This window comes from Paenibacillus ginsengarvi (assembly GCF_003626695.1).
GTDB lineage: Bacteria > Bacillota > Bacilli > Paenibacillales > NBRC-103111 > Paenibacillus_AB > Paenibacillus_AB ginsengarvi.
Map to the genome: position 1 here is coordinate 213,897 of NZ_RBAH01000002.1, position 24,681 is coordinate 238,577.

General features: G+C 51.1%; 16 protein-coding genes. 13 read left to right on the plus strand and 3 right to left on the minus strand.

Annotation, left to right across the window (positions count from 1 at the left end):
* Positions 1-17: 17 nt before the first annotated feature.
* Positions 18-1,052 (minus strand): hypothetical protein, encoded by a 1,035-nt coding sequence (locus D7M11_RS04150; protein ID WP_193556101.1) that lies wholly within the window; start codon positions 1,050-1,052, stop codon positions 18-20.
* Complete coding sequence (locus D7M11_RS04155) at positions 1,042-1,617, minus strand: sigma-70 family RNA polymerase sigma factor (protein ID WP_120745902.1); 576 nt, start codon at positions 1,615-1,617, stop codon at positions 1,042-1,044. The genes D7M11_RS04150 and D7M11_RS04155 overlap by 11 nt, the downstream gene beginning before the upstream one ends.
* Before the next feature lie 530 nt (positions 1,618-2,147).
* Between D7M11_RS04155 and D7M11_RS04160 the strand changes: the two genes are divergently transcribed.
* The 10 genes from D7M11_RS04160 (at position 2,148) to D7M11_RS04205 (ending at position 20,610) form a co-directional block, all read left to right on the plus strand.
* Entirely contained in the window at positions 2,148-6,854 is a 4,707-nt protein-coding gene (locus D7M11_RS04160) for a DUF4962 domain-containing protein (protein ID WP_120745903.1), read from the plus strand.
* A 364-nt stretch (positions 6,855-7,218) separates the two neighbouring features.
* Positions 7,219-8,190 (plus strand): hypothetical protein, encoded by a 972-nt coding sequence (locus D7M11_RS04165; RefSeq protein ID WP_120745904.1) that lies wholly within the window; start codon positions 7,219-7,221, stop codon positions 8,188-8,190.
* Between the two features lie 241 nt (positions 8,191-8,431).
* Positions 8,432-9,364, plus strand: a complete 933-nt coding sequence (locus D7M11_RS04170) for a polysaccharide deacetylase family protein (RefSeq protein WP_120745905.1) — start codon at positions 8,432-8,434, stop codon at positions 9,362-9,364.
* Positions 9,365-9,605: 241 nt separating this feature from the next.
* Positions 9,606-10,103: an RNA polymerase sigma factor gene (locus tag D7M11_RS04175; RefSeq protein WP_120745906.1), complete on the plus strand. Its 498-nt coding sequence runs from the start codon at positions 9,606-9,608 to the stop codon at positions 10,101-10,103.
* Positions 10,084-10,611 carry a hypothetical protein gene (locus tag D7M11_RS04180; RefSeq protein WP_120745907.1) on the plus strand — a complete coding sequence of 176 codons (528 nt, stop codon included), beginning with the start codon at positions 10,084-10,086 and terminating at the stop codon, positions 10,609-10,611. Before D7M11_RS04175 ends, D7M11_RS04180 begins: the two co-directional genes overlap by 20 nt.
* Positions 10,612-10,837: 226 nt before the next feature.
* Entirely contained in the window at positions 10,838-11,851 is a 1,014-nt protein-coding gene (locus D7M11_RS04185) for a LacI family DNA-binding transcriptional regulator (protein WP_120745908.1), read from the plus strand.
* 119 nt (positions 11,852-11,970) lie between these two features.
* Positions 11,971-13,338, plus strand: coding sequence for an FAD-dependent oxidoreductase (locus tag D7M11_RS04190; protein WP_120745909.1), 1,368 nt, complete (start codon positions 11,971-11,973; stop codon positions 13,336-13,338).
* Positions 13,335-14,996 (plus strand): hypothetical protein, encoded by a 1,662-nt coding sequence (locus D7M11_RS04195; protein WP_120745910.1) that lies wholly within the window; start codon positions 13,335-13,337, stop codon positions 14,994-14,996. Before D7M11_RS04190 ends, D7M11_RS04195 begins: the two co-directional genes overlap by 4 nt.
* 185 nt (positions 14,997-15,181) lie before the next feature.
* Entirely contained in the window at positions 15,182-15,760 is a 579-nt protein-coding gene (locus tag D7M11_RS04200; protein WP_120745911.1) for a hypothetical protein, read from the plus strand.
* Positions 15,761-15,870: 110 nt separating this feature from the next.
* Positions 15,871-20,610 carry an S-layer homology domain-containing protein gene (locus tag D7M11_RS04205; RefSeq protein WP_120745912.1) on the plus strand — a complete coding sequence of 1,580 codons (4,740 nt, stop codon included), beginning with the start codon at positions 15,871-15,873 and terminating at the stop codon, positions 20,608-20,610.
* A 218-nt stretch (positions 20,611-20,828) separates the two neighbouring features.
* On the opposite strand, the gene D7M11_RS04210 is transcribed toward D7M11_RS04205, so the two are convergent.
* The gene (locus tag D7M11_RS04210) at positions 20,829-21,617 is read right to left on the minus strand and encodes a helix-turn-helix domain-containing protein (RefSeq protein ID WP_120745913.1); all 789 of its coding nucleotides are present in this window, start codon (positions 21,615-21,617) and stop codon (positions 20,829-20,831) included.
* A gap of 128 nt (positions 21,618-21,745) precedes the next feature.
* On the opposite strand from D7M11_RS04210, the gene D7M11_RS04215 reads away from it, so the two are divergent.
* From D7M11_RS04215 to D7M11_RS04225, 3 genes are all read left to right on the plus strand, one after another.
* Positions 21,746-22,516 carry a phytanoyl-CoA dioxygenase family protein gene (locus D7M11_RS04215; protein WP_158606419.1) on the plus strand — a complete coding sequence of 257 codons (771 nt, stop codon included), beginning with the start codon at positions 21,746-21,748 and terminating at the stop codon, positions 22,514-22,516.
* Positions 22,517-22,737: 221 nt separating this feature from the next.
* Positions 22,738-24,030, plus strand: coding sequence for an ABC transporter substrate-binding protein (locus D7M11_RS04220; protein WP_193556103.1), 1,293 nt, complete (start codon positions 22,738-22,740; stop codon positions 24,028-24,030).
* Positions 24,031-24,182: 152 nt separating this feature from the next.
* Positions 24,183-24,545, plus strand: a complete 363-nt coding sequence (locus tag D7M11_RS04225; protein WP_120745916.1) for an LbetaH domain-containing protein — start codon at positions 24,183-24,185, stop codon at positions 24,543-24,545.
* Positions 24,546-24,681: the final 136 nt, after the last annotated feature.

Here is a 24,681-nt window from a genome sequence, read left to right on the forward strand (position 1 = left end):
TTGTATTTCTTTAAGGGTCATTCAGATTTAAATTCAATTATTTGCAATACCTTTGGTTCTATAGCTTTTAATTGTTGTTCATACGAACGATTGCTTTTCGAAGCATCGCTTTCGCCTTGAATTTGTAGTTCAACCTGTGTCTTTGCAATGACATCAATTACTTGTTGTTTCGAGACATGTTTCGATGCTGCAACCTCCACAACAGATTTACCTTTTGCTAATTCTTGTTTTAATTCCGTTGGGCTTATTTGTAATAAAGCAAACAGCTCAGGATCATTTAAATAGGCATCAGCAAAATAATTAGGCTTGCCATTGGAAGAGAAGAAGCCCTCTACTTTCATGGCAGATGGTGTAGTCTCGCCTCCGATCAGAGAAACACTGATCGAGTTGCCCTGAACAAATACCTGGTAGAACGGTGTTGTCGATCCCTTTTTGGAGTAATTGAGCATAAACGTTTTTTGATCCGGGTTCTGCATAGGTTCCATTGCAAATTCGTACTCATCGATGTCGCCATACATTTTCTTAATTAGAACATCTACCTTCGATTTGATATCTTGATCGGTTGAAGCAGTGAGAGGCTTCTCCTTAGGCTCCCAATTTTCTTGAATCACGTGTTCAATTACACCCGTTGTACCATTTGCATGAAGGGTTATCTGTTTGCCGTTGTCTCCTTTTTCCTTCAATACAATGCTTGTTTGGACACCCTGGACGCTGCTAGCATCGATAATCTCAAACGATTTTGTTTCGGGAAATGCGCGATACAGCTTCTCAATCGCTGCTTTGCCAACCTCATCCACCTTGACTTGCTCGGCAGTCATCGGTGTTCTGGTAAGCATATCGATGAGGGTAGGGGCCGCAAATGCAGCAGTCGGAATCAAAATCACAGCAGCAACCAGTCCGCTGATGAGTCGTTTTTTCATCGTTGTTTCGCTCCTTTTTCGTTGCAAGTAATGGGAATAGGATTGTTCTATTCGTTTGGAAATGGCCGGTGGGCATTTCATCGATTCTGCTTCCTTGTGCAATTGTTCGCGAATGCTGTGTTCAATAGTCATGGATTTGTTCCATCCTTTCTGGCGGGAGATTCCAAAAGTTTTTTCGAAGCGCCTGCAAGCCGGCATGATACCTGGACTTGACAGTACCTAGTGGAATATCGAACAGCGCTGCGATTTCCTCAAGCGTATAGTCGTGAAAAAAGCGGAGGATAATCACCGTTCGCTGTTTATCGGTCAGTTTTTGGAGCGCCTGCGATATCATTTGGTTCGTCCCATCCGTATGTACCGTAGGCTGATCCCAATGAGACTCCTCCCGAGAGAAGATACGGATGCGTTCAAAAATTCGGAATCTCCGCCAGCTTTTGACCCGAAATCTCTGCACTTGACGGATCACCAAGCCATGCAGCCAGAAGTGGAAAGGCCGGTTCGTATCGTAGTTGGCAAGGGATCCCCACATTTGCATGTAAATCTCATTCATTACGTCTTCCCGGTCCTGCGGATGATCCACCAGAAAGGAGACGGTCCGATATACATCCTGATAGGTGGCATCATACAGGGAATGAAACGCTTGTTGATCACCATCTTTCATTTTTATCAGTAATTGGTACATAGACTCGTTTTGCATTTCAGAAGGCCCTCCTGAGTAAGCAGCTTACACCTTATATTGTCCCTCTATCGAAAAAGGGTTCGGTTCTCTTCTTATTTTCGGCAAAAGTTGTATGTAGGAGGGGTTCCGGTCCAAAAACAACCGGGAATACCACGACCCGTCATGGGCAAATATCTTAGTCAATCGCCTTGGGCTTGTCAACCTATGGAGAAATACAAATTAGATGCAAATCAATAATTCGGATGAAACATACACCATTTAGTGAAATAGTCGCTATTGATAAAAATTGTATTGGTTATTTACAATAACTAGCTTTTAAAATATATTCAAGTTGAACTTATAAGTATTAGTTGCGTATTAGATTCATTAAAACAAGATGTCTGCTCCGCAGGTCAACGCAGCAAGCGGTCGTCTTGATCTACCCAGTAAAGGAGGCTATGTAAGCGCTTATATCCAATTTTTATCCAGTATGATGGCAACCAGATGCCAGGAAAGGAGCCCGATAGCGATGACATTCCTCCTCATTACGAATCCAAGGAGATGTATCTATGATTATCGGCAAAAAGCTCATCCAACGTTTGAGCGCGCTGCTGTCGTTCTCATTAGTATTCGGGCTGGTGAACACGATGGCCCTGAATCCTGTTGTTAGAGCTGCGGATGCCGGATGGCCGGCATCGGTCTTGCACGGGTTGAACATGCCGTTCCGGCCCGCAGACTCGCTCGCTACCACCCAAAATCCGCCCGACTTCAGCTGGCCTTACATATCCGGGGCGGACAGCTACCACTTGCAACTGAGCCGCGATCCAGCGGTTACGGAAGTGGTATATGAACAGCAAGCGCTGACGGTCAATTTTTATAATTTCCCTCATGTGTTTGATGCAGGGACGTGGTATTGGCATGTTCGCTTCCACATCCCGGATACGGGCTGGTCGGCCTGGAGCGATATCCGGTCCTTCCGCATCGACCCGCAAAATGTACCTTTTCCCGTTCCGCCGATCGACTCGATTATGGCAGGTATCCCTTTGACGCATCCTCGCGTATGGACGACACAAGCTACTCTGGCGGAATTTAAAGGGCTGGCTCAGACGGTAGGCAGTACGGTGTATGAAACGAAACGGACCTCGGTGATGGCTAACCTGAACAATCCGCTGCCTGCGGAGCCGACGTTCCCTTACCCGCCAACGTATCCGAAGAACGACCCCGCCTATGTGAAAGCCCAGCAGGCGCTTCTCACCCAGTCCAATGCAGCGGTCAACAAGATGCTGGATGCGGCCTTTATTTACCTCTTGACCGGATCGCCGGAGATCGGCCAGCATGCGAAAGCCCGGCTGCTCGGCATCGCGTCCTGGAATCCGAACGGGGCAACCGGCTATGAAGTGCACGATCAGGCGCATCGTTACATCACTTACTGCTCGGCTATGGCGTATGACTGGCTGTACGATCTGCTGTCGGAAAGCGAGAAACAGCAAGTGCGCAGTATGATCATGACTCGCACGGAAACGATGATGCGGGATATTGTGCAGGCGTATCCGATTCAGAAATATCCATATAATTCGCACGGCTGGACTGCATTTGGATATATCGGCATTATCGCTACCTCTCTGCTTCATGACATCCCCGAGGCCGAAGACTGGTATCGTCAAACGGTGCCGGCCTACATCAATATTATGCCTCCCTGGGGCGGGGAGGACGGCGGCTGGTCGCAGGGCACCGGATATTGGCAATGGTCTTCGATGTTCGGTAAAGAATTTATGGATGTGCTGCTCAGCTCCAGCGGGTTCAATCTATACAGTAAAGCCTACTCCCGCAATGAAGGGCTCTATCCGCTGTATGCCTTCCCGCACGGCAGCCCGAAAGGCATATTCGGCGACGACAGCGAATACGCTCCCGGCCCTACAAGTGTCAGCATGCTGAACCGGCTGTCACAAGTAAACGGCGATCCGAGGCTGAAATGGGAAGCTGGGGCGATCGGAGCATCGCCGCGGCCGGAGCTGTTCAATTATTTTTACGGGGATCCTGGTCTCGCTTCCAGACCGCCGGCCGATTTGCCGAGAGCGAGGTGGTTCAAGGATATAGGGCTTGTCGCCATGCATTCGGAGCTGTACGATCCGGACCGGATATCCCTGTATTTCAAATCCAGCCCGTATGGAAGCTATAATCACAGCCACGCGGATCAGAACAGCTTTGTTATCAATGCTTTCGGGGAGTCGCTTGCGATTGAGGGCGGCTATTACGATTTCTACGGAAGCGTACACGATCTTGGGTACGGGAAGCAAACGTTCGCCTCCAATGCGATCACGTACGACGGGAAGCGGGGGCAGCCGATTGACAACATCGACGCCGACGGACGCATTTTCGGCTTTGCGACGCATCCTGGATTCGACGCGGTAAGCGGGGACGCCGCCGCTGCTTATCAAGGCGGGCTGTCGCAAGCGCAGCGGCACATTTTGTATATTCGTCCCTCGACGTTCCTCGTGATCGACAAGCTGAAGACCGATAAGCCGGGCGGCTCTGAGTTTGAATGGCGCCTGCACGCGGAAGATTACCTGGAGCTGAAGGCGGATCAGTCCGGCGCAACGATTTTCAAGGGAAATGCCGCTCTGCAGGTCGATTTCCATTCCCCGCAGCAGCTGCGGACGACCTATGAAACGAAATATTTAAGTATGAACGGCACCGAGGTCAAACCGACAGGCGCTTATGCTGGCGAAGAGCAGATGCACGCCGCGTTCATTACGGACAGAACGAATGCCGCGACCATCGTCGCCACCATGGAAGCCTACAGGCGAGAAGGCACCCCGCACAATGTCCAAAGCGAAAATTACGGCGACTACATGTTGCTTACGTTCGAGGACGGTACTGTCGTATATGTACGGATGACGGATGGCGGGGAAATTGATGCAGGCAGCATCCGTTTCAATGGAGCGGCTTTGGCGGTCAAAGGAAGCTCCTTGCTCCTGGTCGACGGAACGAAGGCGGTTCAGGACGGCGTCACCATCATCGATAGCGCCCAGCCTGCAACGATCGCTTACGGCGATAACGTGCTGTCCGTCTCCACCCCAACGGGCACCCAGGTTGCGCTGCACGCTCCCGCTGTTTCAAGAGTGCGGGAACAAGAAAGCGGGCTGGATATTCCGCAGGGCGGTCCGGTCGCGGAAGCAGTAGGACTTCGAGGTGTGCATTGGCAGACACAAGGAAGCACGCTTACGTTTCAACTGGAGAAAGGATACCGGGCGTTCAAGCTGAACGAAGCCCCTTTCCCGCAGCCGCTCGGTTCAGTGGTTCTGCCTATCGAGATCGACGGGGCGCAAAGCTCGGTCACTATGCAGGCATACAGCGATATCGAAGGCGTTAGTGTAGCCTGGGGCAAGCTGACTAACGAAGCGGGCTTTTACGATATCGTAGCGGCCCCGAACGGACTAACGTTTGAGAAATACGGCCGGAACCAAAGCTTGTTTCTTGACGCCGACTCCCCGGTTATCGTGCGCGGCGCCATATCGCCGCTGAAGCTGAAACGGGTCGGCTCCGGCAGCGCTTCGGACACAGTATTATGGCAAAATCCGGATGACAAGAGAGCGACCCTGTCCATGCTGTGGCAAGAGGCGGAAGCTTTCGCCGGATCGGGCGGCAAGACGCCAAGCCGCTACACAACGCGTCCTTTCCTGTCCGGCGGAATGGGTATGGGAGACTGGGATCAGACCGGACAGTGGGTAAAATGGAATTTCGCGATTCCGAAAGCCGGAACGTACGACATCGCTCTTAAGTATGTTGCCGGCTGGGATTTGCCGGCAGGAACACAGACGGCGCGTTATGCTATGCTCGGAGATGAGGCCTACTACTTCGAAGCGCCGACCACGGCGGATTATGGGACTGTTCCGGAACATTGGCGCGGGCTGCGAATCCGGACCGGGAAGACTCTGACTCCGGGACCGGTCGAGCTGACGATGTGGAATGGCCGCGGAGGTATGAACCTGGATTGGATCGCTCTCATTGAAGTGAAGGACGACGAACAGGTGCCGACGACGCCGGGCAACCTCCGGCTGGTATCTCAAACGGACGATTCCGCTACGCTTGCTTGGGATGCTTCCAGCGATAATGCTGACATCAGGGAGTACGTCATCTACGCGAATGGAGCTTCCCGATCGGTGGTGCCTGCCGGGACCCATACCGCGACGATAACGGGACTCGCTGCGGGCCAATCGTATACGTTTACGATCAGGGCCGTAGATACGAGCGACAACCGATCGCCCGAGTCGAGCCCGCTGCCCGTTATGCTGGATGATACGACTCCTCCGACATGGGGAGCGGCCGCCTCTCTGCGAGCGGCACGTCTGTTTCCAAACGCCGTAAGGCTCGAGTGGGACCAGGCGGCCGATAATTCCGGGAACGTGGTCACTTATTCCGTTTATCGCAGCGGCGTTTCTGGCTCGTTGGCTTCGACCGTCACCGGAACGACCTACGACGCGACCGGTCTGCAGCCGGGCGGAACGTATACGTTCAAGGTAGAAGCAAGCGATGCGGCAGGAAACACGTCTACGGACGGTCCCTCGATTACGGTAATGCTACCCGTAACAAGTGCCGCCTTCTACGATTCGTTCGATGACTGGGCAATAGGCGAAGCTACGGACGGCGGCGGCTGGACGTACACCAGAAGTGACGGAACAATCGTATCGATCGTGCCGCTGCCGAATGGCGGTAACACTATGAAGCTGACGGATAACTATTATTCGACTTCCAACGAGTATGCGACTAGCCCGGTTGTTATAAGGCAGCATGCGCCCATGAACGGCAAAGTCACAGTCGAGACGCGGACGAAATTTTCCCGGCTTCAGCACAATGTGGGCAACTACCAGATCGACATCTTGGGGAACGGCAAAATAGCGGCGCAATTCATCGGCTTCTCCGACGGCACGTTCGGATACCAGCAGATCGTAAACGGAACGACCAAGTCGATCCGTTTCCCGTCGGCAAGCGGCTATATCCAGCCGCCCGATCAGTGGATGACCGTCCGTTTCAATATCGACTTCACGGCACGGACATACGGAATCACGGTGCAGGCCGACGCGTTCAAAAGTTATGCGGGTTATGTGGATCCTCCGGGAACGCTGGATAAACAAACGGGCATATATCGGGTGGAGGGCATCCCGTTTTATGACAGCAGCCCTTCGATCGTGAATATTGACCATTTCCGGTTCAGAGCGTCCAGGTTTACAGGCATCTACTCGCTCGATTATGTAACGATGTATCCGACGGAATGACTAATCGGCTTTATCTATTTATCGCAAGAAAGTAGTATTGTCGTTCAAAATCAGATGATTTATGAAGGATATAGATTCTTGTCCTCAGCTCTAGACAAGAAACTGTATCCTTTGCTGTATCTGGACAAGAATTTATGTTCTCAACCGGTGAAAATACGACGAAATCATTTATGGTTATGATGAAGTATCCCCTCTTGAACCGAGCTCACGCCGTAACGAAGAAACCGTTCAAGTTCCCATGTGACTTTTAGGCCTAATTTACTGATTGATCACGAACGGATTCTGGTTAAATATATATTACTGCACAATTGTAAGAACCATTACTTACCTGCTATAAACACTTATTTTAAAGGAGGTATAGAGTATGAAGAGCATGTTTACAAGAAAAATGGGAACGATGAAACGTTTTACTCTAGTTGTAGCCTTTCTCCTCTGCATAATGATATTGATACCCCTCACGGCCAATGCAGCATATCACAACACCTACACTACCGTAGCAACGCTCGACAATGCAAATAATGCTTACGCCGCACAGGGATTTGCAGTGGGATCTACCTACACCTATTCCGTAAAAGTTAACAGTGACAACACCAAGGCAGTCATTTATCGTACCAAAATGAGCGACGGAACCACTACACTTATGACAAACGGTGATAATGGGACATCTTATGCTACCTACCTGGGCCATGCCAACGATGTGGTGCTCAGCACAATCGACGGAAATTATTATATGTTCGTCGTCACTATGAACGCCGGCAGTATGAGTCTCGTGAAACTGAAGTATGTAGGAACGAAATATTACAAAGTAGGTAACTATACGATTAAATACAAGGATGTAAACAAGTCCATGTCGGGTGTGAAAATTACAAGCAAAGACGCTAAAAACATAAACTTTCTCTTTAAATCCGGACGAACCCTATACAGGGGCTCACTCCCACTGACAGCAAACAGCGGTACAATTCATGTAACCAACGGCTTTAACCTAAATATTGAAGATGCTCGGGTCAACGGCAGTACCGTACCTAACATCACCTCGTATGCTTTCCAAGGATTCGGTTATTATAACGATACAATATATGTTCCATTGACATATAAAAACATCAGCATTGTACTTGTTTATCGTAATATATCCACTGCCTCGGGTACAATAAATGCTGATAATAATCTGTCATTCCGCGTTACTTCCGCTGCATACCCTGACCTTTTTGAGATAGAGGGCGTCGGAATCGCGGGTGGGGATAAACTCTGGTTCAGCACCAATCGAAGAACAAAACCGGGTGATACCGCTCATGACGGAGTGCACTATTTCAACGATTACAGCGCCTCCAAGAAATGAAATAGCCTCCGGGCATTCATCGGGGCAGATGGAGCAAACCAAGGAAGACAAAGACACGGCCGTTGAGGTACGTGTCTTTTTGTCGTATTTTCGCTCGCACGGATGCCGTCAGAGGTGGATCTTAGCGAGTTCAATAGTTGAGATCATACGGACTTAACCATCCAAGTAATATTTGGCACAAATACTTGGCATTTGGATTGAACCATAATACTGATAACTTGTTAATAAGGGGCAGATCGGTTTGAAGCGGACACCATGGATTTCCCTCACAGTTATCGTTATTTTGATGTCGACATGCGGGTGCGGACAAATACTAGATTCTGGGCCGCCGGTTTCTTCAATGCCTATAAAGTCGCAATCGGAGCAGAGTGCTTTACCGGGATCGTTGCAGACCGGTCCTAACGCTCTATCCCTCAATAATGTTCAAAATGCACCCGCTTCCGGCAAAGAGTTGTCCGGCAAAACGACAACAGCAAGCGAACCTCCACGAGAACCAGCGACATTGGCCGATCCGAATCCGAACGGGGCAGCAGCAACGTCCAAAACCGCGTATCTTACATTTGATGACGGGCCATCTGAAAATACGGAACCTATTATTGACATTTTACGTAGATTCAACGTTAAGGCGACCTTTTTCGTAATTGGCGATCCTTCTCAGAAAGGGCGGATGCTTTACCGGAAAATAGCGGAAAACGGTCATGTGATCGGTAACCATACGTATACTCATGACTACTCGGTAGTATACAAATCCGTTGCAGGCTTTAAACGAGATGTCGAGAAGCTGGATGAGCTTTTGGAACAATCGACGGGGAGGCGTCCGGAAATTTTGCGTTTTCCCGGCGGTTCCAACAACCGCCAGGCTCGGAAGTACGGAGGTGCCCGAATCATGTCAGACGTGATCGCCGCTATGGGAAAAGATCATGTTTCTTATTTCGACTGGAACGTTAGCTCTACCGACGCGGCGCTAAGCGTACAAAAACGGGAAGAAATCGTTGAAGCCGTACGGCAAGGAGCATTGGGGAAACCGAACATTATCGTATTGTTTCATGACATGGACAAAAAGAATACGACCGTCGAAGCGCTTCCGGAAATTATCCAAAACTTAAAGGAGCAGGGGTATCGATTCGATGTGTTGAGCAAAGACTCGGTGGCGATTCGATTCTCGCAGCTTTAACCGTAAACGCATGTCACTGGACGATATGGCAATATGTAGAAAGTCGCGTCGGTAGCTGTTCGGGAAACCTGCAGACATCCCTCCTCTTCAAGAGGTGGGATTTTTTACTGCCTGAAAGCTGCATTCTTTTGCGGGTTTCGGCTCGTCTAGAGCCAAGATGAGGTTATTTTCTAAAAAATAGTCGCTTCAATGAAAAATAATCGAGCGCCTGGTTGTATTAAAAGTGAAAGGAGGTGCTGAGGTGTACAATTCATTTGAGCTCAATGAATCTGTGCGACGGGCCTTGGATCTTTATTCGCTAAGCTTGATCAAGATTGCCTTCGCCTACTTGAAGAATACGGCGGACGCGGAAGAAGTAGCGCAGGACGTCTTCCTAGCGTATTTGAAGAAGCGCCCCGTATTCGAAAACGGCGAACACGAAAAAGCGTGGCTAATTCGAACGACCATTAATAAGAGCAAAAATATGTTGAAGGCCGGGTGGTTCCGAAACCGCAACCCGGTTCCCGAAGACCTGAGCTACCTCCCCAAGGAAGAAAGCGACGTTCTGCAGGCCGTTCTAGCCTTGGACAAGAAGTATCGGATTCCGATCCATCTGCACTATTACGAAGGATATTCCATCCAGGAGATCGCAACGATCCTTGAGGCCAAACCCGCCACGGTGGGGACATGGCTGGCAAGAGGGCGCGCGCTCCTAAAGGAGAAGATTGGAGGCATAGAGGATGAAGAAGTCTGTTTATAAGTCCGCGATGTCCCATTTGAAGACCAGCGAAGATTTCCAAGATGCAACCTATATAAAATTGATGAATCATAAGGAGCGGATGCACATGGAGTTGGTGAAAAAGAGAAAAGTAACGGGGTGGACGGCCGGCATCGCGGCGTGTGCAGTGCTCGCGGTGGGCATTCTCGCGTTGAATCATAACGCTCCGGCGACGACGCCTTCGACCCAGCCCGCGGATACCGCGGCGGCGAAGCCTCCGAGCATGGGCAAGGTGGCGGTCAATATCGACGGTGTCATTTCCGAGGTGAGTGCGGACGGCAAGAGCTTCAAGGTCGGCAGTCTCTGGGTCACGGTAACACCGGAGACGAAGATGGGCATCGACGGACCAACGGCCGCCACGCCGTCGGAGGAGTTGCTGCAGAAGGAGTTCAAGGTCGGCAACATCGTATCCGGCTTCACGACCGATGATGTCGGCAAGGGCAAGGTTATCGCGACGAACATCTACAACAACATGGCTCCGCGGCAGTAAGCATCGAATCGATCAGGGCGCCCTCTCCTTAGAGAGGGCCCTCTTCATTTGGAAAGCTATCCCTAAGCCGGCGAGTGTTAATCATTTTCAGTGTACCGATTCAGAAAGTTGGAAATTTGGTCGGTTGTGTTTGACTTTTATAACCGATTCCAACATAATAGGAACAGATTAAGTTTTGGAGCGCTCCCATAAAGCGAAGTTCCTTTCGGAACGATACAGGTGGTTTATGAAGCATACGTTGGAATCGATTGCAAAGCTTGCAGGCGTCTCGAGAGGAACCGTGTCGCGCGTAGTCAACGATCAGCCTGGCGTGAAGCCGGAAGTGCGGGACAAGGTTCTGAGCCTTATAAAGCAAACCGGTTATGTGCCCCATCCTCAAGCGAGAAGTCTTGCCGGCGGCAAAACCGGCAATATCGGCGTGATGGTATTCGGACAAAATCCGAATTTCCTGTCTCACCATATTTTCTATGAAGTGCTGCAGGGCTTACAGATAGCATCCGCCGCCGACGGCTACGATCTGGTCTTATTTGCCAACCGGATGGATTCGGACCGGGACTATTGGAAGCAAATCGCCTTAAGACAAAAAGTAGACGGTCTTATCATTATGGGCGAACATATTCAGCAGGAATATCTGCTCTTTTATCGCCAGCAGCAAATTCCGTATGTACTTGTGGGGAAGAGAAGCTACGACCATCTGCCTCTCGCTTGCGTAACATCCAATTACCGGGACGGTGCGTATCAGGCGACGAAGCATCTGCTGGAGCGGGGGAGAAGGAACATTGTATACATACAGGGACTTCTCCATACCTACCATGAAAACGAACGCTTCGCCGGTTATTATCAGGCGCTGGCAGAGGCGGGCACCCACGTCGATCCCTCGCTTATTATCGACGGATTGGCAGACCAGGCGGCAGCGCGTCTGCAGATGAAGCTGCTGATCGAGAGAAATATCCGCTTCGACGGGGTATTTGCCGCTAACGATTTGATGGCCTTCGGCGCGATGGAATCGCTCTTGGCGCATGGTTTCCGGCTTCCTCAGGATGTTGCTGTCGTTGGTTATGACGATATTCAGGCCGCGCCGTATGTTTCGCCGCCGCTCACAACGGTGCATCAAGATAAGCTGGGGTTAGGCCGGGAGGCGATCAGGCTATTGCTGGATATGCTGCGCGGCGAGCTGGGCGAGAATGAGTCCAAAGACGTTTTCATCAAAAATGAATTGATCGTACGGGGCAGTACGTAACCATGCGGTGCTGAACGGGTAAACAGACGAAACGGGATAGCGTGTTGGGCTTGGCCCGTTTCTTTTTTGCGCGTTTATGGGAGCGCTCCAAATTATCAGAGAGGACTGACAAAGGCCAATTGAACGAAAAACAGCTGCAATACGATACGGCAATACTCGGCGGTGGGCCGGCAGGGGTCGCGGCAGCGGTCAGCGCTGCAAGGAACGGCGCCAAGACGATTCTCATCGAACGTTATGGATTTCTCGGGGGAATGTCCACCATCGCGCTTGTTTATCCGTGGATGACTTTTCATTCCGCGGCAGGAGAGCAGGTCATTCGCGGCATCGCGCAGGAAATCGTAGAGCGGTTAATGGCGCTGGGAGCGTCGCCCGGGCATCTTCGGGATACGATTGGATTCGTTCATACGCTGACTCCGTATCATCCGGAGGTTTATAAGGTAGTAGCGCAAGAAATGCTGCAGGAGGCAGGCGCGGATGTGCTGCTGCATTCGTCCGTCACGGGCGTTAACACGGAGGGGGACCGGATCAGCAGCGTAATGCTGCAGCACAAAGGCGGGACAACGGAGCTCAGGGCCAAGGTGTTTATCGATGCGACAGGCGACGGCGATGTGGCCTATATGGCCGGCGCTCCCTGGGAACAGGGGAATACCGACAACAAAGTTCAGCCTATGACGATGAAGTTCCGCATGAGAGGCGTAGAGCTGGATAAGGTGAAGCGCTACATGCAGATGAACCCAGAGCAATTTTACAAACAATCGATGATTGCGGAGTTGGATGAGCTGCCGCTGACCGGCGTGATGGGCTTCTACAGCAAGTGGCAGGAGGCCGATCTGCCGATCGAGCGGGAAGGCGTCCTGTTCTTCGCTGGACCGAACGACGATGAGGTGCTGATCAACGTATCCCGTGTTTCGGGGCTTGATCCGACGAAGATCGAAGACTTGACGAAGGCGGAAATCGAAGGGCGCAAACAGGTGCTTGTGCTGGAACGCTTTTTCCAGGAGCATATTCCCGGCTTCGAGCAGGCAAAAGTATCGGCTGTCGGCACGCAAATCGGCGTCCGGGAGACCCGCCGAATTATTGGGAACTATGTGCTGCAAGGCGAGGATGTGCTGGACGGAAGAAGATTCGATGACGTGATTGCAAGAAGCGGCTATCCGATCGACATTCATAACCCGGAAGGCAAGGGCGTTACGGCTAATTTCATCCGCGAGGGCGGCGCCTACGACATTCCTTACCGCAGTATCGTGCCTCTGCACATTTCGAATCTGCTGCTTGCTGGAAGATGTATCTCCACGACGCACGAAGCGCAGGCGACAACCCGGCTAACCCCGAGCTGTATGGCGACCGGTCAGGCGGCGGGAATAGCGGCGGCGCTGGCGGCTCGGGATGGCTGCGCTGCGATCGACGTGCCTATCCGCGAATTGCAAGCGTTATTGCTGCAAGGCGGAGCTGAACTGGGAACGGGGGAAGGAGTGCGTTCTACATGAGCTTATCTGCACTTTCGAGAGAGCATCCGGTTTTGGCGTTTGCAGGCGCGGAATGGAACAGGCTGCTGGAGAAGAGCAGGAATCATAAGGAGATCCGGCGTGACGCCGCCCCGGAGCGGGTCTGGATCGGAACCTGGGGAGATCTGGACCATTACAAGCCGGGATTATTACAAACGGCGGTGAACGGAGAAGGCCGTTTTTCGGATGACTTTGTCCTTATCGAGACCGAGGAGGAACTGCTGCTTTCCGGGAGATCGGAAAGAGCCGCGCTATATGCCGTGTACCAGTACGCTCAGGAGGAATGGGGCTTTCACTGGATTTATCCCGTTCAGGAGCCGACCGTTGCCCAAGCGGATTCCTTTCAAGAAAAGCGTATCCCGGGCACGCCGGGAACAGGGACAGAACTGAGACGACACCGGTTCTATTCGCCGAGAATGGAACGCAGAGGCTTCGTATTTGAAACGATTAATGAGCCGGACTATCTGAAATCGATGATCGATTGGTTCGGCAAAAATAAAATCAACGAACTCTTTTTTACATTTTCCTTATGGGATCAAGTTGGCGGGGAAATCGCCCCGGAAATTGCAAAACGCGGTATTTCCGTTACGCTCGGCGGCCACAGCCTCATGTTCTTTTTGAAAAGAGGAATGGAGCGATATGCGAATCAAGCCGCAGATCATCCGTATACGGCAAAAGCGCAAGTCAACTTCAGGGACCCCGAATTGCAGGAGCTTCTGCTAAACGATATCGCGGCTTACTGCCGGAACGTACCGAATTTGAACCTGGTTTCTTTATGGCCGGAGGATATTGCCGCCAAGGAGGAAGGCAGCTTCCTGGGCTCCTATCTTCAGTTTACGGAAAAGCTCGCAAATTGCCTTCATCAGGCGGGATTGCCGGTACGCGTCGAACATATTGCCTACAATGCGGGGCTGTCCTGGAGCATGTTGGAGCGAAACGATACAGAGGCGTCCCGCGATGTTGATACACTTCTGGCCTATTGGGGGCGGGATTACCGGTACGGGTATGACGATAGTCCGCATGATATGGACAGGAGGGCGAAGCAAGCTTTACTGGACTGGAATAACGCTATTCGAAGAACGAAGCGCGAGCTGACGATATTTGAGTATTACAGCGATCACTTTATGCTTACGCAGCTGTTTCCGTTTATGCCTAGCCGGATTGTGGCAGATATCGCTTTTTACGAAAAGCTTCATGTCCATGGGATCGTCAATTTGGTTGTGCCGTACAGGGGGCCGGACCCCTATCCGTGGAAATGGGCGCACAGCTTCAACAGCTATGTATTCTGCCGCGCCTTATGGAGCGACGACTTGGAGGGGATAACCCGGGATTATTACGCCTATTATCCGGAAGGAGAGCGGGAGGCCGTCCAAGCTTTATTCAAGGAGCTGGAAGCGAGACTGGGACAGATCACATACTGGAATATCCCGTTATTCCCGGCAAGGGTTGTCGACCCGGAAAAAGCTAATACGACCGAGGAGCGCAGAGAGCAAATTGTCGTTATGTTAAAAGATCTGAAGGAAAGCATCCGCAAGCTGGTGCAACAGTTCCGTATAACCCCAGGCAGCGAGGCATTGCGATTCGGGGAGCATATCATCGAGAGTGCTGAAACACTCTCCCGCAAATGGGCGGAACAGTAGCCGGAATGACCCGAGAGGCTTAAGGGAGGTGATGATCGATTCCGGGCATCAACTTGAATCGATTATGAAGACGGATGGATTTGTCTTTTTGCGCCGCGGTTCCATGGCATGGCATTGCGTCTTGTAAGTTCATTTTTCGCTTTTAATGGGAGCGCTCCCAACGAAATCAATAAGAGGTGATCCGAGTGACGAAGAAATCTAAAACACGTATACTTGCCTTTTTACTCTGTATCTCGCTCGTGTTCGGAATGATTCCCCTGCCTTCTGCTTCTGCGGCTGTCGATGGGGCGGGCAGCCCGATTGTTAGCGGACTCATGAATCCCGGCTTTGAAATGAATTTGGGGAACGGAGCTATTCCGGGCTGGACTGTCGATGCGTCTACAGCAGCGAACGGTAGCATTGAAATTAGCAGCGCGCGGGCAAGATCAGGATCGAGCAGCTTGCTGTTTCAAGACAAAGTAAGCGGCACCTCGCCTAACGGCGCCTTTCGACTGTTAAGCAACTCCGTTGCGGCATCGGCCGGCGATACGGTGACCTTTGATGTTTATGTGTACAAAGGCGCAGCCGCGGATCAAACGGCTGGCGTTCAGCCGGTTATTCATTACTACACGGCTGCAGGCGTGGAAATCACGCCGAACGCTTTCCTGAATTATGGCAATACTACTGTGCCAGTCGGAAGCTGGTACAACATTACCGTTAATGCAAAAGCGCCTGCAAATACCGCTTACATCAAGGTAGGCGTGTACTCCGGTTCCCTAGCCTGACAAAAATATATCTCGACGACGCAAAGCTAACGATTGTTTCGGCTAATCCGCAGCCTGTACCATCGGAACCGACACTCACGCTGGCCAATCCCGGATTTGAAGGCACCCTGGTGAACGGAGCTATTCCGGGCTGGACCGTTGATGCAACAACTGCAACGTACGGCAGCATTGAACTCAGCAGTACGCAGGCAAGATCAGGAGCGAGCAGTTTACTGTTTCAAGACAAAGTAAGCGGCACCTCGCCTAACGGCGCCTTTCGAATGCTGAGCAACTCCATTAAAGCGTCGGCCGGCGATACGGTGACCTTCGATGTATACGTATACAAAGTGGCTGCCGCCGATCAATCGCACGGTATTCAGCCGGTTATTCATTACTATACGGCTGCCGGCGCGGAAATCACGCCGAACGCTTTCGTGAATTACGGCAATACCGCCGTTCCTATTGGATCATGGCACAAGCTTACCGTCAGCGCGAAAGCTCCCGCGAATACAGCTTATGTCAAAGTAGGGCTATATTCCGGCTTTCCCAGCCTCACTAAAGTGTACGTAGACGACGCGAATATAACGGTCGTACCTTTCACGACTCCTCCACAGGAACAGGGACCCGCCGCTTCTATCGTTAATCCGGGCTTTGAAGCCGCGCTGGATAACAGCAATATTCCAGGCTGGAGTATAGCCGCAGGTACAAGCGGGGAGATCGGACTGGATAGCAACATTGTACGCAGCGGACTAAAAAGCCTGCACTTCAAGGATACTTCCACAACCGCAGGATTAAGGGTGATCAGCAGTGGCGTATCGGTTACTCCAGGCGCGTCCGTCATGTTGAAATCGAACGTATACGTCATCAATCAAACGCATAATATCGTCCCGGAAATTCGCTTTTACAATACGGCCGGGGATCCGATTAGCGTAAAACAAGAGTTGTTTGGCAGTGTGACCTTGGGAACTAACAAATGGACTGAAATGCGTATCAGCAGCACCGTGCCAGCCGGGACGGCTTATGCCAAGGCGGCTTTGTATTCCGGCGACCCAAGCTTGACGGAAGCCTATTTCGATGATATTTCCCTAGACGTCATACCACCGGAGGAGCCCTTGAACCGCGAATATGAAGCGCCAGTGAATCTTGGACCCATGGTCAATGTTAACCTTGGGCAATCGGGAGCGATTCAAACGAATGCCAAAGGCGAGAACGAAGTTTATTTTGTAACAAATGGTTTGCCGGGCACCTTTTATGCTTTGGATGCCGAAACAGGAGCGCTCAAATTCAAACAGGATATTCCCAAAACAGAAGCAACCTGGGCCATGACCGTCGGATCCGATAAAAACGTCTATTTTGCCGCAACGGGCGACGGCAACTTGTACCGGTATGTGCCGGCCGAAAAGAAGGTAGAAGCACTCGGCTACAATACCGCGGACAATTGGGTGTGGGATATTGAAGAAATCGACGGTAAAATTTACGGAGGTACCTACAACCCGGATACGCACGGCAAGTTGTTCGAGTACGATATAGCGACGAAGCAATTCCGCAACTATGGCACAGTAAAATCCGGGCAGCAATATGTGCGGGGAATAGCTGTTGATGAGCAGTACATCTACGCGGGGCTTGGAACGACGGTTCAATTGTTCAAGGTGGATCGCGTAACCGGCGAAAAAACGGAAATCGTCATTCCCGGACATACGGGCGTTACCAATACGATTGCCGACGTATTCAAAGTCAAGAACAAGCTGTTTGTTTCCGTAAGCACGGTGAACATGGTTGTTTGGGATCTGGAAACAAACACGATCGATGCCAGCTTTACCTATAGCAATATGATTTCGGAGCCGAATCCGGGCAATACCGACGAGATTTACTATAAAGATGTGTCGAAGCTGTATAAATACAATATTAGCACGAAAAAATCTACCGAAATTCCGCTCACGGTGCCGCTCCCCGATACGACCCGTGTCAAAGACATGACATGGATCCAATTAAAAAGCGGCGAAAAAGCCGGAAAAACCGTACTCGCTATGGTCACTCAATATGGCGAATATATGCTGTACGATCCGACGGATCACTGGCTTTCGTTCGTGGAGCTGGCGATCGAACCGCAGCCGGTTCGAATCCAGGGCATTGAGCGCGGCTTCGACGGGCGCTTGTACTTTGGCGGCTACCAGCGCGGGATGAGTATCTATAATCCGTTCACGAACAAAATCGATGTAAACGTGTCTTCATTCGCACAGCCGGAAGGCATCGGATTTATGAATAATAAGGTCTATTACGGCACGTATGTATCTGCGATTATGTACAGCTATGATCCGGCTGAGCCCGTCTTGCTGAATAAAAACCCGAAGTACGAGTACAAAGTTTCCCATCAGGACCGCCCTTTCGCGATCACTTCCGGGGATAACAAGCTTTTTGTCGGAACGGTGCCGGATTATGGCTTCCTGGGCGGGGCTCTGGCCATCTATGATGAAGCAACCGATACATGGAAGCAGTACAATCATGAACAAGTTGTAAAAAATCAAAGCATTATCGGATTAGCTTATAAGGATGGGCTTTTGTACGGCGGTACGACCGTTTGGGGCGGACTTGGAATCGAACCTTCCGAACCGCAAGCCAAAATTTTTGTCTGGGATGTTGCAAATGAAAGAAAGATCGACGAAATCACGCTGAACATTCCCGGCATCGACGAGGCTCCTCGTATGATCGGAGAGCTTTCGTTCGGACCGGACGGATTGCTGTGGGGAGCGGTAGACGGTACGATTTTTGCCATGGACGTCCAAACAAAACAGATCGTTAAGAGCAAGATGATTCAACCGAGCACGTACAGCACTAGCAAATGGATGCCGTTCCATCTTAGATGGGCGCCGGACGGTATGCTTTATACGACGCTGTCCCGGAAAATTATAGCGGTTGACCCGGAGACGCTGAAGTACAAAATTATTGTGAATGATTTCCTGAACAGCATGACGATCGGCATAGACGGTTCGATTTTTTACGCGCCGGATGCAGGCGTTTCCTTGTCCCGTATTGCTGTGCCGGAAACCGATGCGACTTTGGCCGCTATAACTGTAAATGGAACTGTGCTGGAGGGTTTCTCTCCGGGAGTACTGGAGTATACGGCTGCGATACCTGCGAATGCCAATATTCAGGCAATGGCGACTGAGGCGTTAGCAACGATTTCGAAAGAAACGATTCAGGATTCGAAACAAACGATCATCCGCGTAACGGCCAAAGACGGCAAATCCAAGCTGGAATACAAAATCAATCACCGGTCCACGCCAACACCAACACCGCTTGAACAAGCGATCGAAAAAGCGAAGGCTGCAATAGCAGATCTGCCTGCCGTCATTACATTGGCGGACAAACCGTCGGTAGTAGCCGCCCGCGCGGCAGTGGCTGAAGCGATAAGTAAAGGCGCGTTAGATACGGATATTACGAATCTATCCGTGCTGATAACGGCTGAAGCTGCTATCGCTCAACTGGAGAAGTCACCGGAGAACCCGTCTCCTGGAACTGGAGGCAACGGTAGCGGTGGCGGAGATAACGGCTCCACTACACCGGGGACGGGCAACGGAGGAGATAACGGCTCCACTACGCCGGGGGCGGACCACGGAGGAGATAACGGCTCCACTACGCCGGGGGCGGGCAACGATGGAGAAAATGGTTCTACAACACCGCCAGCCGGCAACAGTGGGAATAATGGCTCCATCACGCCGCCAGCCGGCACTGGCAGCGGAAATGCTATCCAGGAACAAAAGCATATAGTAGGCAGCAACGAGCTTCAAAAGGCTGCTGTTAATGGAAAAGTTGAGGTTGCGATTCCGCCAAACGCCAATCAAATTGCGCTGCCGGCGGCCCAGGCGCTTGAAGCCCTCGGGCAAAATCAGTTGGCCATCGTAACAGACCAGTTCAAGCTAAACATTCCGCCCGATTTGTTGAAGCAATTAGTCGGCAATTTGTCGAAGGAGACTTTAGAGAACGGCATGATCGAGTTGAAAATGGACGTTCTGCCGCAGTCGGAGTCCGAGAAGCTGATCGGTTTACTCCAGTCTTCCGAGCAAGCTTCCATCAAGCTTTTCGGTGCAGTCATCGATTTTGGATTGTCCTTTGTAGGCAAAAACGGAGAAAAAACCGGTTTGTCGGAATTCAGCGAACCGATCACACTGCATCTCAACGTGGACTCGGCTGCGAACCCGAACCTGGCCGGCGTATACTTCATTGCTGACGATAGCTCACTTACGTATATCGGCGGGGACATTCGTGGCGGTGTATTATCCGTCAGCCTTCACCATTTCAGTAAATATGCAGTACTGGAGTACAAAAAATCGTATGCCGATGTTTCCGCTTCTCATTGGGCCATCGATGTCATTGAAGGGCTGACCGCGAAACATGTTATTTCAGGAACAAGCAGCTCTACGTTTGAACCGGACCGTGCGATCACGCGCGCAGAGTTTACTTCTTTGCTTGTGAAAGCTATGAAGCTGACGAATCCGCCGGGACCGCATACCTTTGCCGACGTAGCGAAAGGCTCATGGTACGAACAGCCGATTTCGATTGCCGTTCAAACGGGAATAGCTAATGGAAAAAGCGACACCGTCTTTGATCCGAACGGTAGTATTACACGACAAGAGATGGTTGCCATGATGATGCGCGCTTACGCGATCCAAAAGGGTGTGAAGCTGGACGGTAGCTTGGCATCCGCCTTCAGCGATGAATCGGCTGTGGCGCCCTGGGCTGTAGAATATGTGAGGGCAGCGGCGTCGTTCCAATTGATCCAAGGTCGCGAAGCGGGTGCATTCGTTCCGCAGGGGATCTCGACTCGGGCGGAAGCGGCAGCGATTATTCAACGAATCTTGCAAAAGCAATAAGAAAAGCTTCTAATCGAAGCCTTTTACACGATGAATGACCCTGTGTAAGTGTAGCTTTTCTTGGTTAAGAAAGTTACGGCAGCCGGTCACGCGATCGGTTACCATTGTTCATCGGGAGACAGGCAAACCACGTCCTGTAAGCAAGTTTGTTTTGCGTCTCGTGTAGAAAAGAACCGTCGGGGACTTTCCCTGACGGTTCTTTTCGTATGTCTAACCCCTCACACCTGATGAGTGCTGCGGTAGAAGGACGGATTCATGCCCATTTCCTTCGAGAAGACGCGGCTCAAATAAAAGGCGTTCTGGTACCCGCACAACTCGGCGATGCTCTCGAGCGATTCATCGGTTTCTACCAGCATTTGTCTGACCTTATGCAGCCGGATTCCCGTCAAATATTTGACCGGCGAGACGCCCAGTTCTTTTTGAAATTTGCGGGTGAATTGGGAATGGCTCAGTCCGACGAGCGAAGCGACCGATTGCATCGAGATGCTCTGGCAAGCCCGTTCGTTGATGTATCGTGCGGCTTCGTCGATGGCGGCATCCCGTGGCTTCATTTCTTTGCGCCGCGCCGCGCGTTCCCCGATGAGCTGGTACAAAATGTCACTGACCAGATGCTCCGAATATTGCATCGATACGTTGCTGCGTGCTGCGCGCAGTACGGCCAGAGTGGACAGCAGGCGGGACGTATCGCGGAAGACGATTTTTCCGAAATACGGAAATTCGACAGGCCCTTCGGACGACCGGGCATCTAGCCGAAAATGCATGTAATGGAAATCCAGCTTCTCTAGCATTTCGCGTTGAAGCAGGGTTCCCGGTGGACAAAGTACGGCCTCTCCGACTTTTACTTCCCCCGATTCGTCGGCAACGGTGTACCGGAACACACCCTTTTCACCGGCGAGCAATACCCAGCCTTCGTACGTTTCCTCCGGCAGCAGGAAGCTGGTTCGGTCCCGGGAATAGGATAGGGCGATCAGTTTCGTTTCGATCGCGATAATGTTCGCATGGTGCATGCGCGTCCCCCCACTTTGCAAAAAAGTGTAAGCAAAATAGTAAAGCAATGCATGTTCTTGATATCCATAAAGATATACGATACGGATATGAAATGGAAGCTAAACAAAAAAGTGAAGGAGCGAGTGGAATGAGGAACACGTTAACGTATGCGGAATTGGACGCATTCAAACAAAATGGCTATTTGGTGCTGCGAGGGGTATTTTCCCGGGAAGAGACGTTATTGTGGAAGGCGGAGACGAACCGGCTGCTCCATCTTGACGAACGGATCATTAATCCGCTCAACGTGCGGGTCGGCTTCCGCAAAAATGGCGACTTGAGTACGATTGAGAAGTTCGACCCGCTGGTTGACATCTCCCCGGTTTTTGACGAGCTGGCTAAGGATGAACGAATTTTGACGCCGCTGCGCGATATTTATCTCGACGAGCCGCTGTTGTTCAAAGACAAGCTTATTTTCAAACTTCCCGGAGTTAGCGGTTATACGATGCATCAGGATGCGGCGTTCTGGCAAGGATTTCCGTTCGAAGGACTCATCTCGGTGATGGTGGCGGTCGACGGAGCATCGCGAGCTAACGGCGGGCTGGAGCTGTTTCCCGGTTATCACGACCGGTTCCGATCCACGCCCGGGGAGCTGCGCAACTTCAACGCCGAAGAAATCGCGCAAATCGATTTGACCACAGGCAATCTGGTCGAAACCGAACCAGGCGACCTCATTCTGTTTCATTCGTTAACCCCGCACCGTAGCGGTCCGAATACGGCCGACTACAGCCGGACGCAGCTTTACTTAACGTACTCGCCGTCCCGAAACGGCCAGTTGTACAAGGCGCACTACCAACACTTCGTCCGTTACGGCTCCCGGCATAAAACGGAGGAAACCGTGAATCAGAGCTATTTTTTGTGATGAAAAAAGATCGTAGCGAAAACCCGGTGCAGGTCGCATCGGGTTTTTCCATGCATACCGACTTATGCAAAAAAGTGTAGGTACATTGCGGATTTATTGAATGTTCGCGCCGCCGCCGCGATTGTATGATGAGATGGAACGGCCGATCAATAGAATACAATTAGGAGGGTTTCTTGTTGAAGGTTTATGAAGCTGAGAAAGTCGCAACAGCAAGGAAATGTATGGTATGGACAATCGGCGGTCTAATGGCGCTGCTCTTGGCCGCATGCGGAAGTACGGCAAGCATCGGCAAGGAAGGCGGCAGCGCGGGGACTGACAGCGCCTCCGGCGTTGAAACGACTCCAAGCAAAGGGCCGGTTAAGCTTGTTTTTTATTCGACGTCGGGCTGGACCCCGGAAGCGTTTAATGAACGGTTCGGCGATGCAATGCGCAAGAAATTTCCGGAATACACGATCGAATACATTCAATCCGGCAAAGGAGCTGGGCTGGCTGATCTGATGGCCGCCGGGCAGCAAATCGACGTATTCTGGCAAGCAGTCGACGTGACCATCCAGCAAATGCAGGAGTACAAGCTGGAGTATGATATGAGCGATCTGATCAAAAAGCACAATCTCGATCTGGGCACGCTCGAGAAATCGTCCATCGACGCGGTTCGCGCTTTGTCGGACGGCAAGATGTATGCGCTTCCTTTGGTGATCAATACAGCGGCTCTCTACTACAACAAGGACCTGTTCGATAAATTCGGAGTCCCTTACCCGAAAGATGGCATGACCTGGGATGAGGTAATCGAGCTGGCGAAGCGGATGAACAGGACGGACGGCGGGCAGACCTATTACGGACTCGGCACTTCGATCACCCACAATCTCAGCTTGAACCCGCAATCTGTACCTTACGTGGACCGTAAAACCGAAAAAGCGACGATTTTGACCGATTCGAGATGGAAAAGCATTTTCGAAAATATGGTGGAAGCGTACAAGACGGCGGGCGGCGCCGGTAAAAACCCGACCCAGTTTGTGCAGGACAAAAACATAGCCATGACGGAAGGGTTGGCCAACCTGTTTTTAAACCTCGACATGACCACATTGAATTGGGATATGATCACGTATCCGACGTACAAAGAAGCGACGGGGAAAGCGCCGCAGCCTTATCCCACCTTGTTCGGCATCACATCGACCAGCAAATTCAAGGATGAGGCGTTCCAGGTGCTTAAGCATATGCTGTCCGAGCAGGAGCAGCTCAGCTTGTCGGAACGAGCGGTCATTCCGGTCTTGCAAAAGGACAACGTGCTCAAGGCGTTCGGCACGAAGAGTAAATACCAGGGGAAAAACTTCCAATCCATCGTCAGCCGGAAATTTTCGCCTATGCCGGACAAGACGAAATACGACTCCAAGGCGCAGCCGATTTACAACAAGTACGTTCCAGACGTGGCGAAAGGGGATCTGGACCTAAACACCGCTTTCCGTAAAATCGATGAAGATATGACCAAAATGATTGCCGAGGAGAAAGCGAGATAATCGGAGAGAGGTAATCGTTTAACCTTAAAAGTGCGAGTCATTTCGTACCATAAAGCAGGAAAATCACGAGCGTAGCATCAAATTCGTGGTTTTTCCTGTTTTATGAGTATGGTTGCAACCAAATAGGGAAGAACGTTCGGTCATAGAGAGGAATGAGCAAATTTCTTATAGTAATAGAACTATTCAAGGTACCGCACTTTAACTACGTTGGCGATTCCATTATGGGATACAAATCTCATATTGGCGCTGGCGTCATACTTTCTAATATGAAGTCGAATAAAACGGAAATCTCGATTCGATTATCTCCAGAAGAAACGATTCATACGGGATTGAGAAAGTTCGGTGCCATCGTCGGTGACGAAGTGGAAATCGGATGTAATGCCGTGATCAACCCGGGTACTCTAATAGGCAGGGGTTCTATCATATATCCTCTAAGTAACCCAAGAGGCGTTATTCCCGAAGGTGTAATATATAAACAGAACGGAATCATAGTGGCTCTTCGTAAAGAAGAATAAAGTATAGAACCAAGCTAACAAGCCGTTATCCAGTACAGGGAGTAGTCCAAAATCGTTATAACGAAACGGTCCATAGCAGGATACTTAACCGTCCCGTATACTAAAAGTATCCTGCAGGAAAGGAGCGTGATGGAAT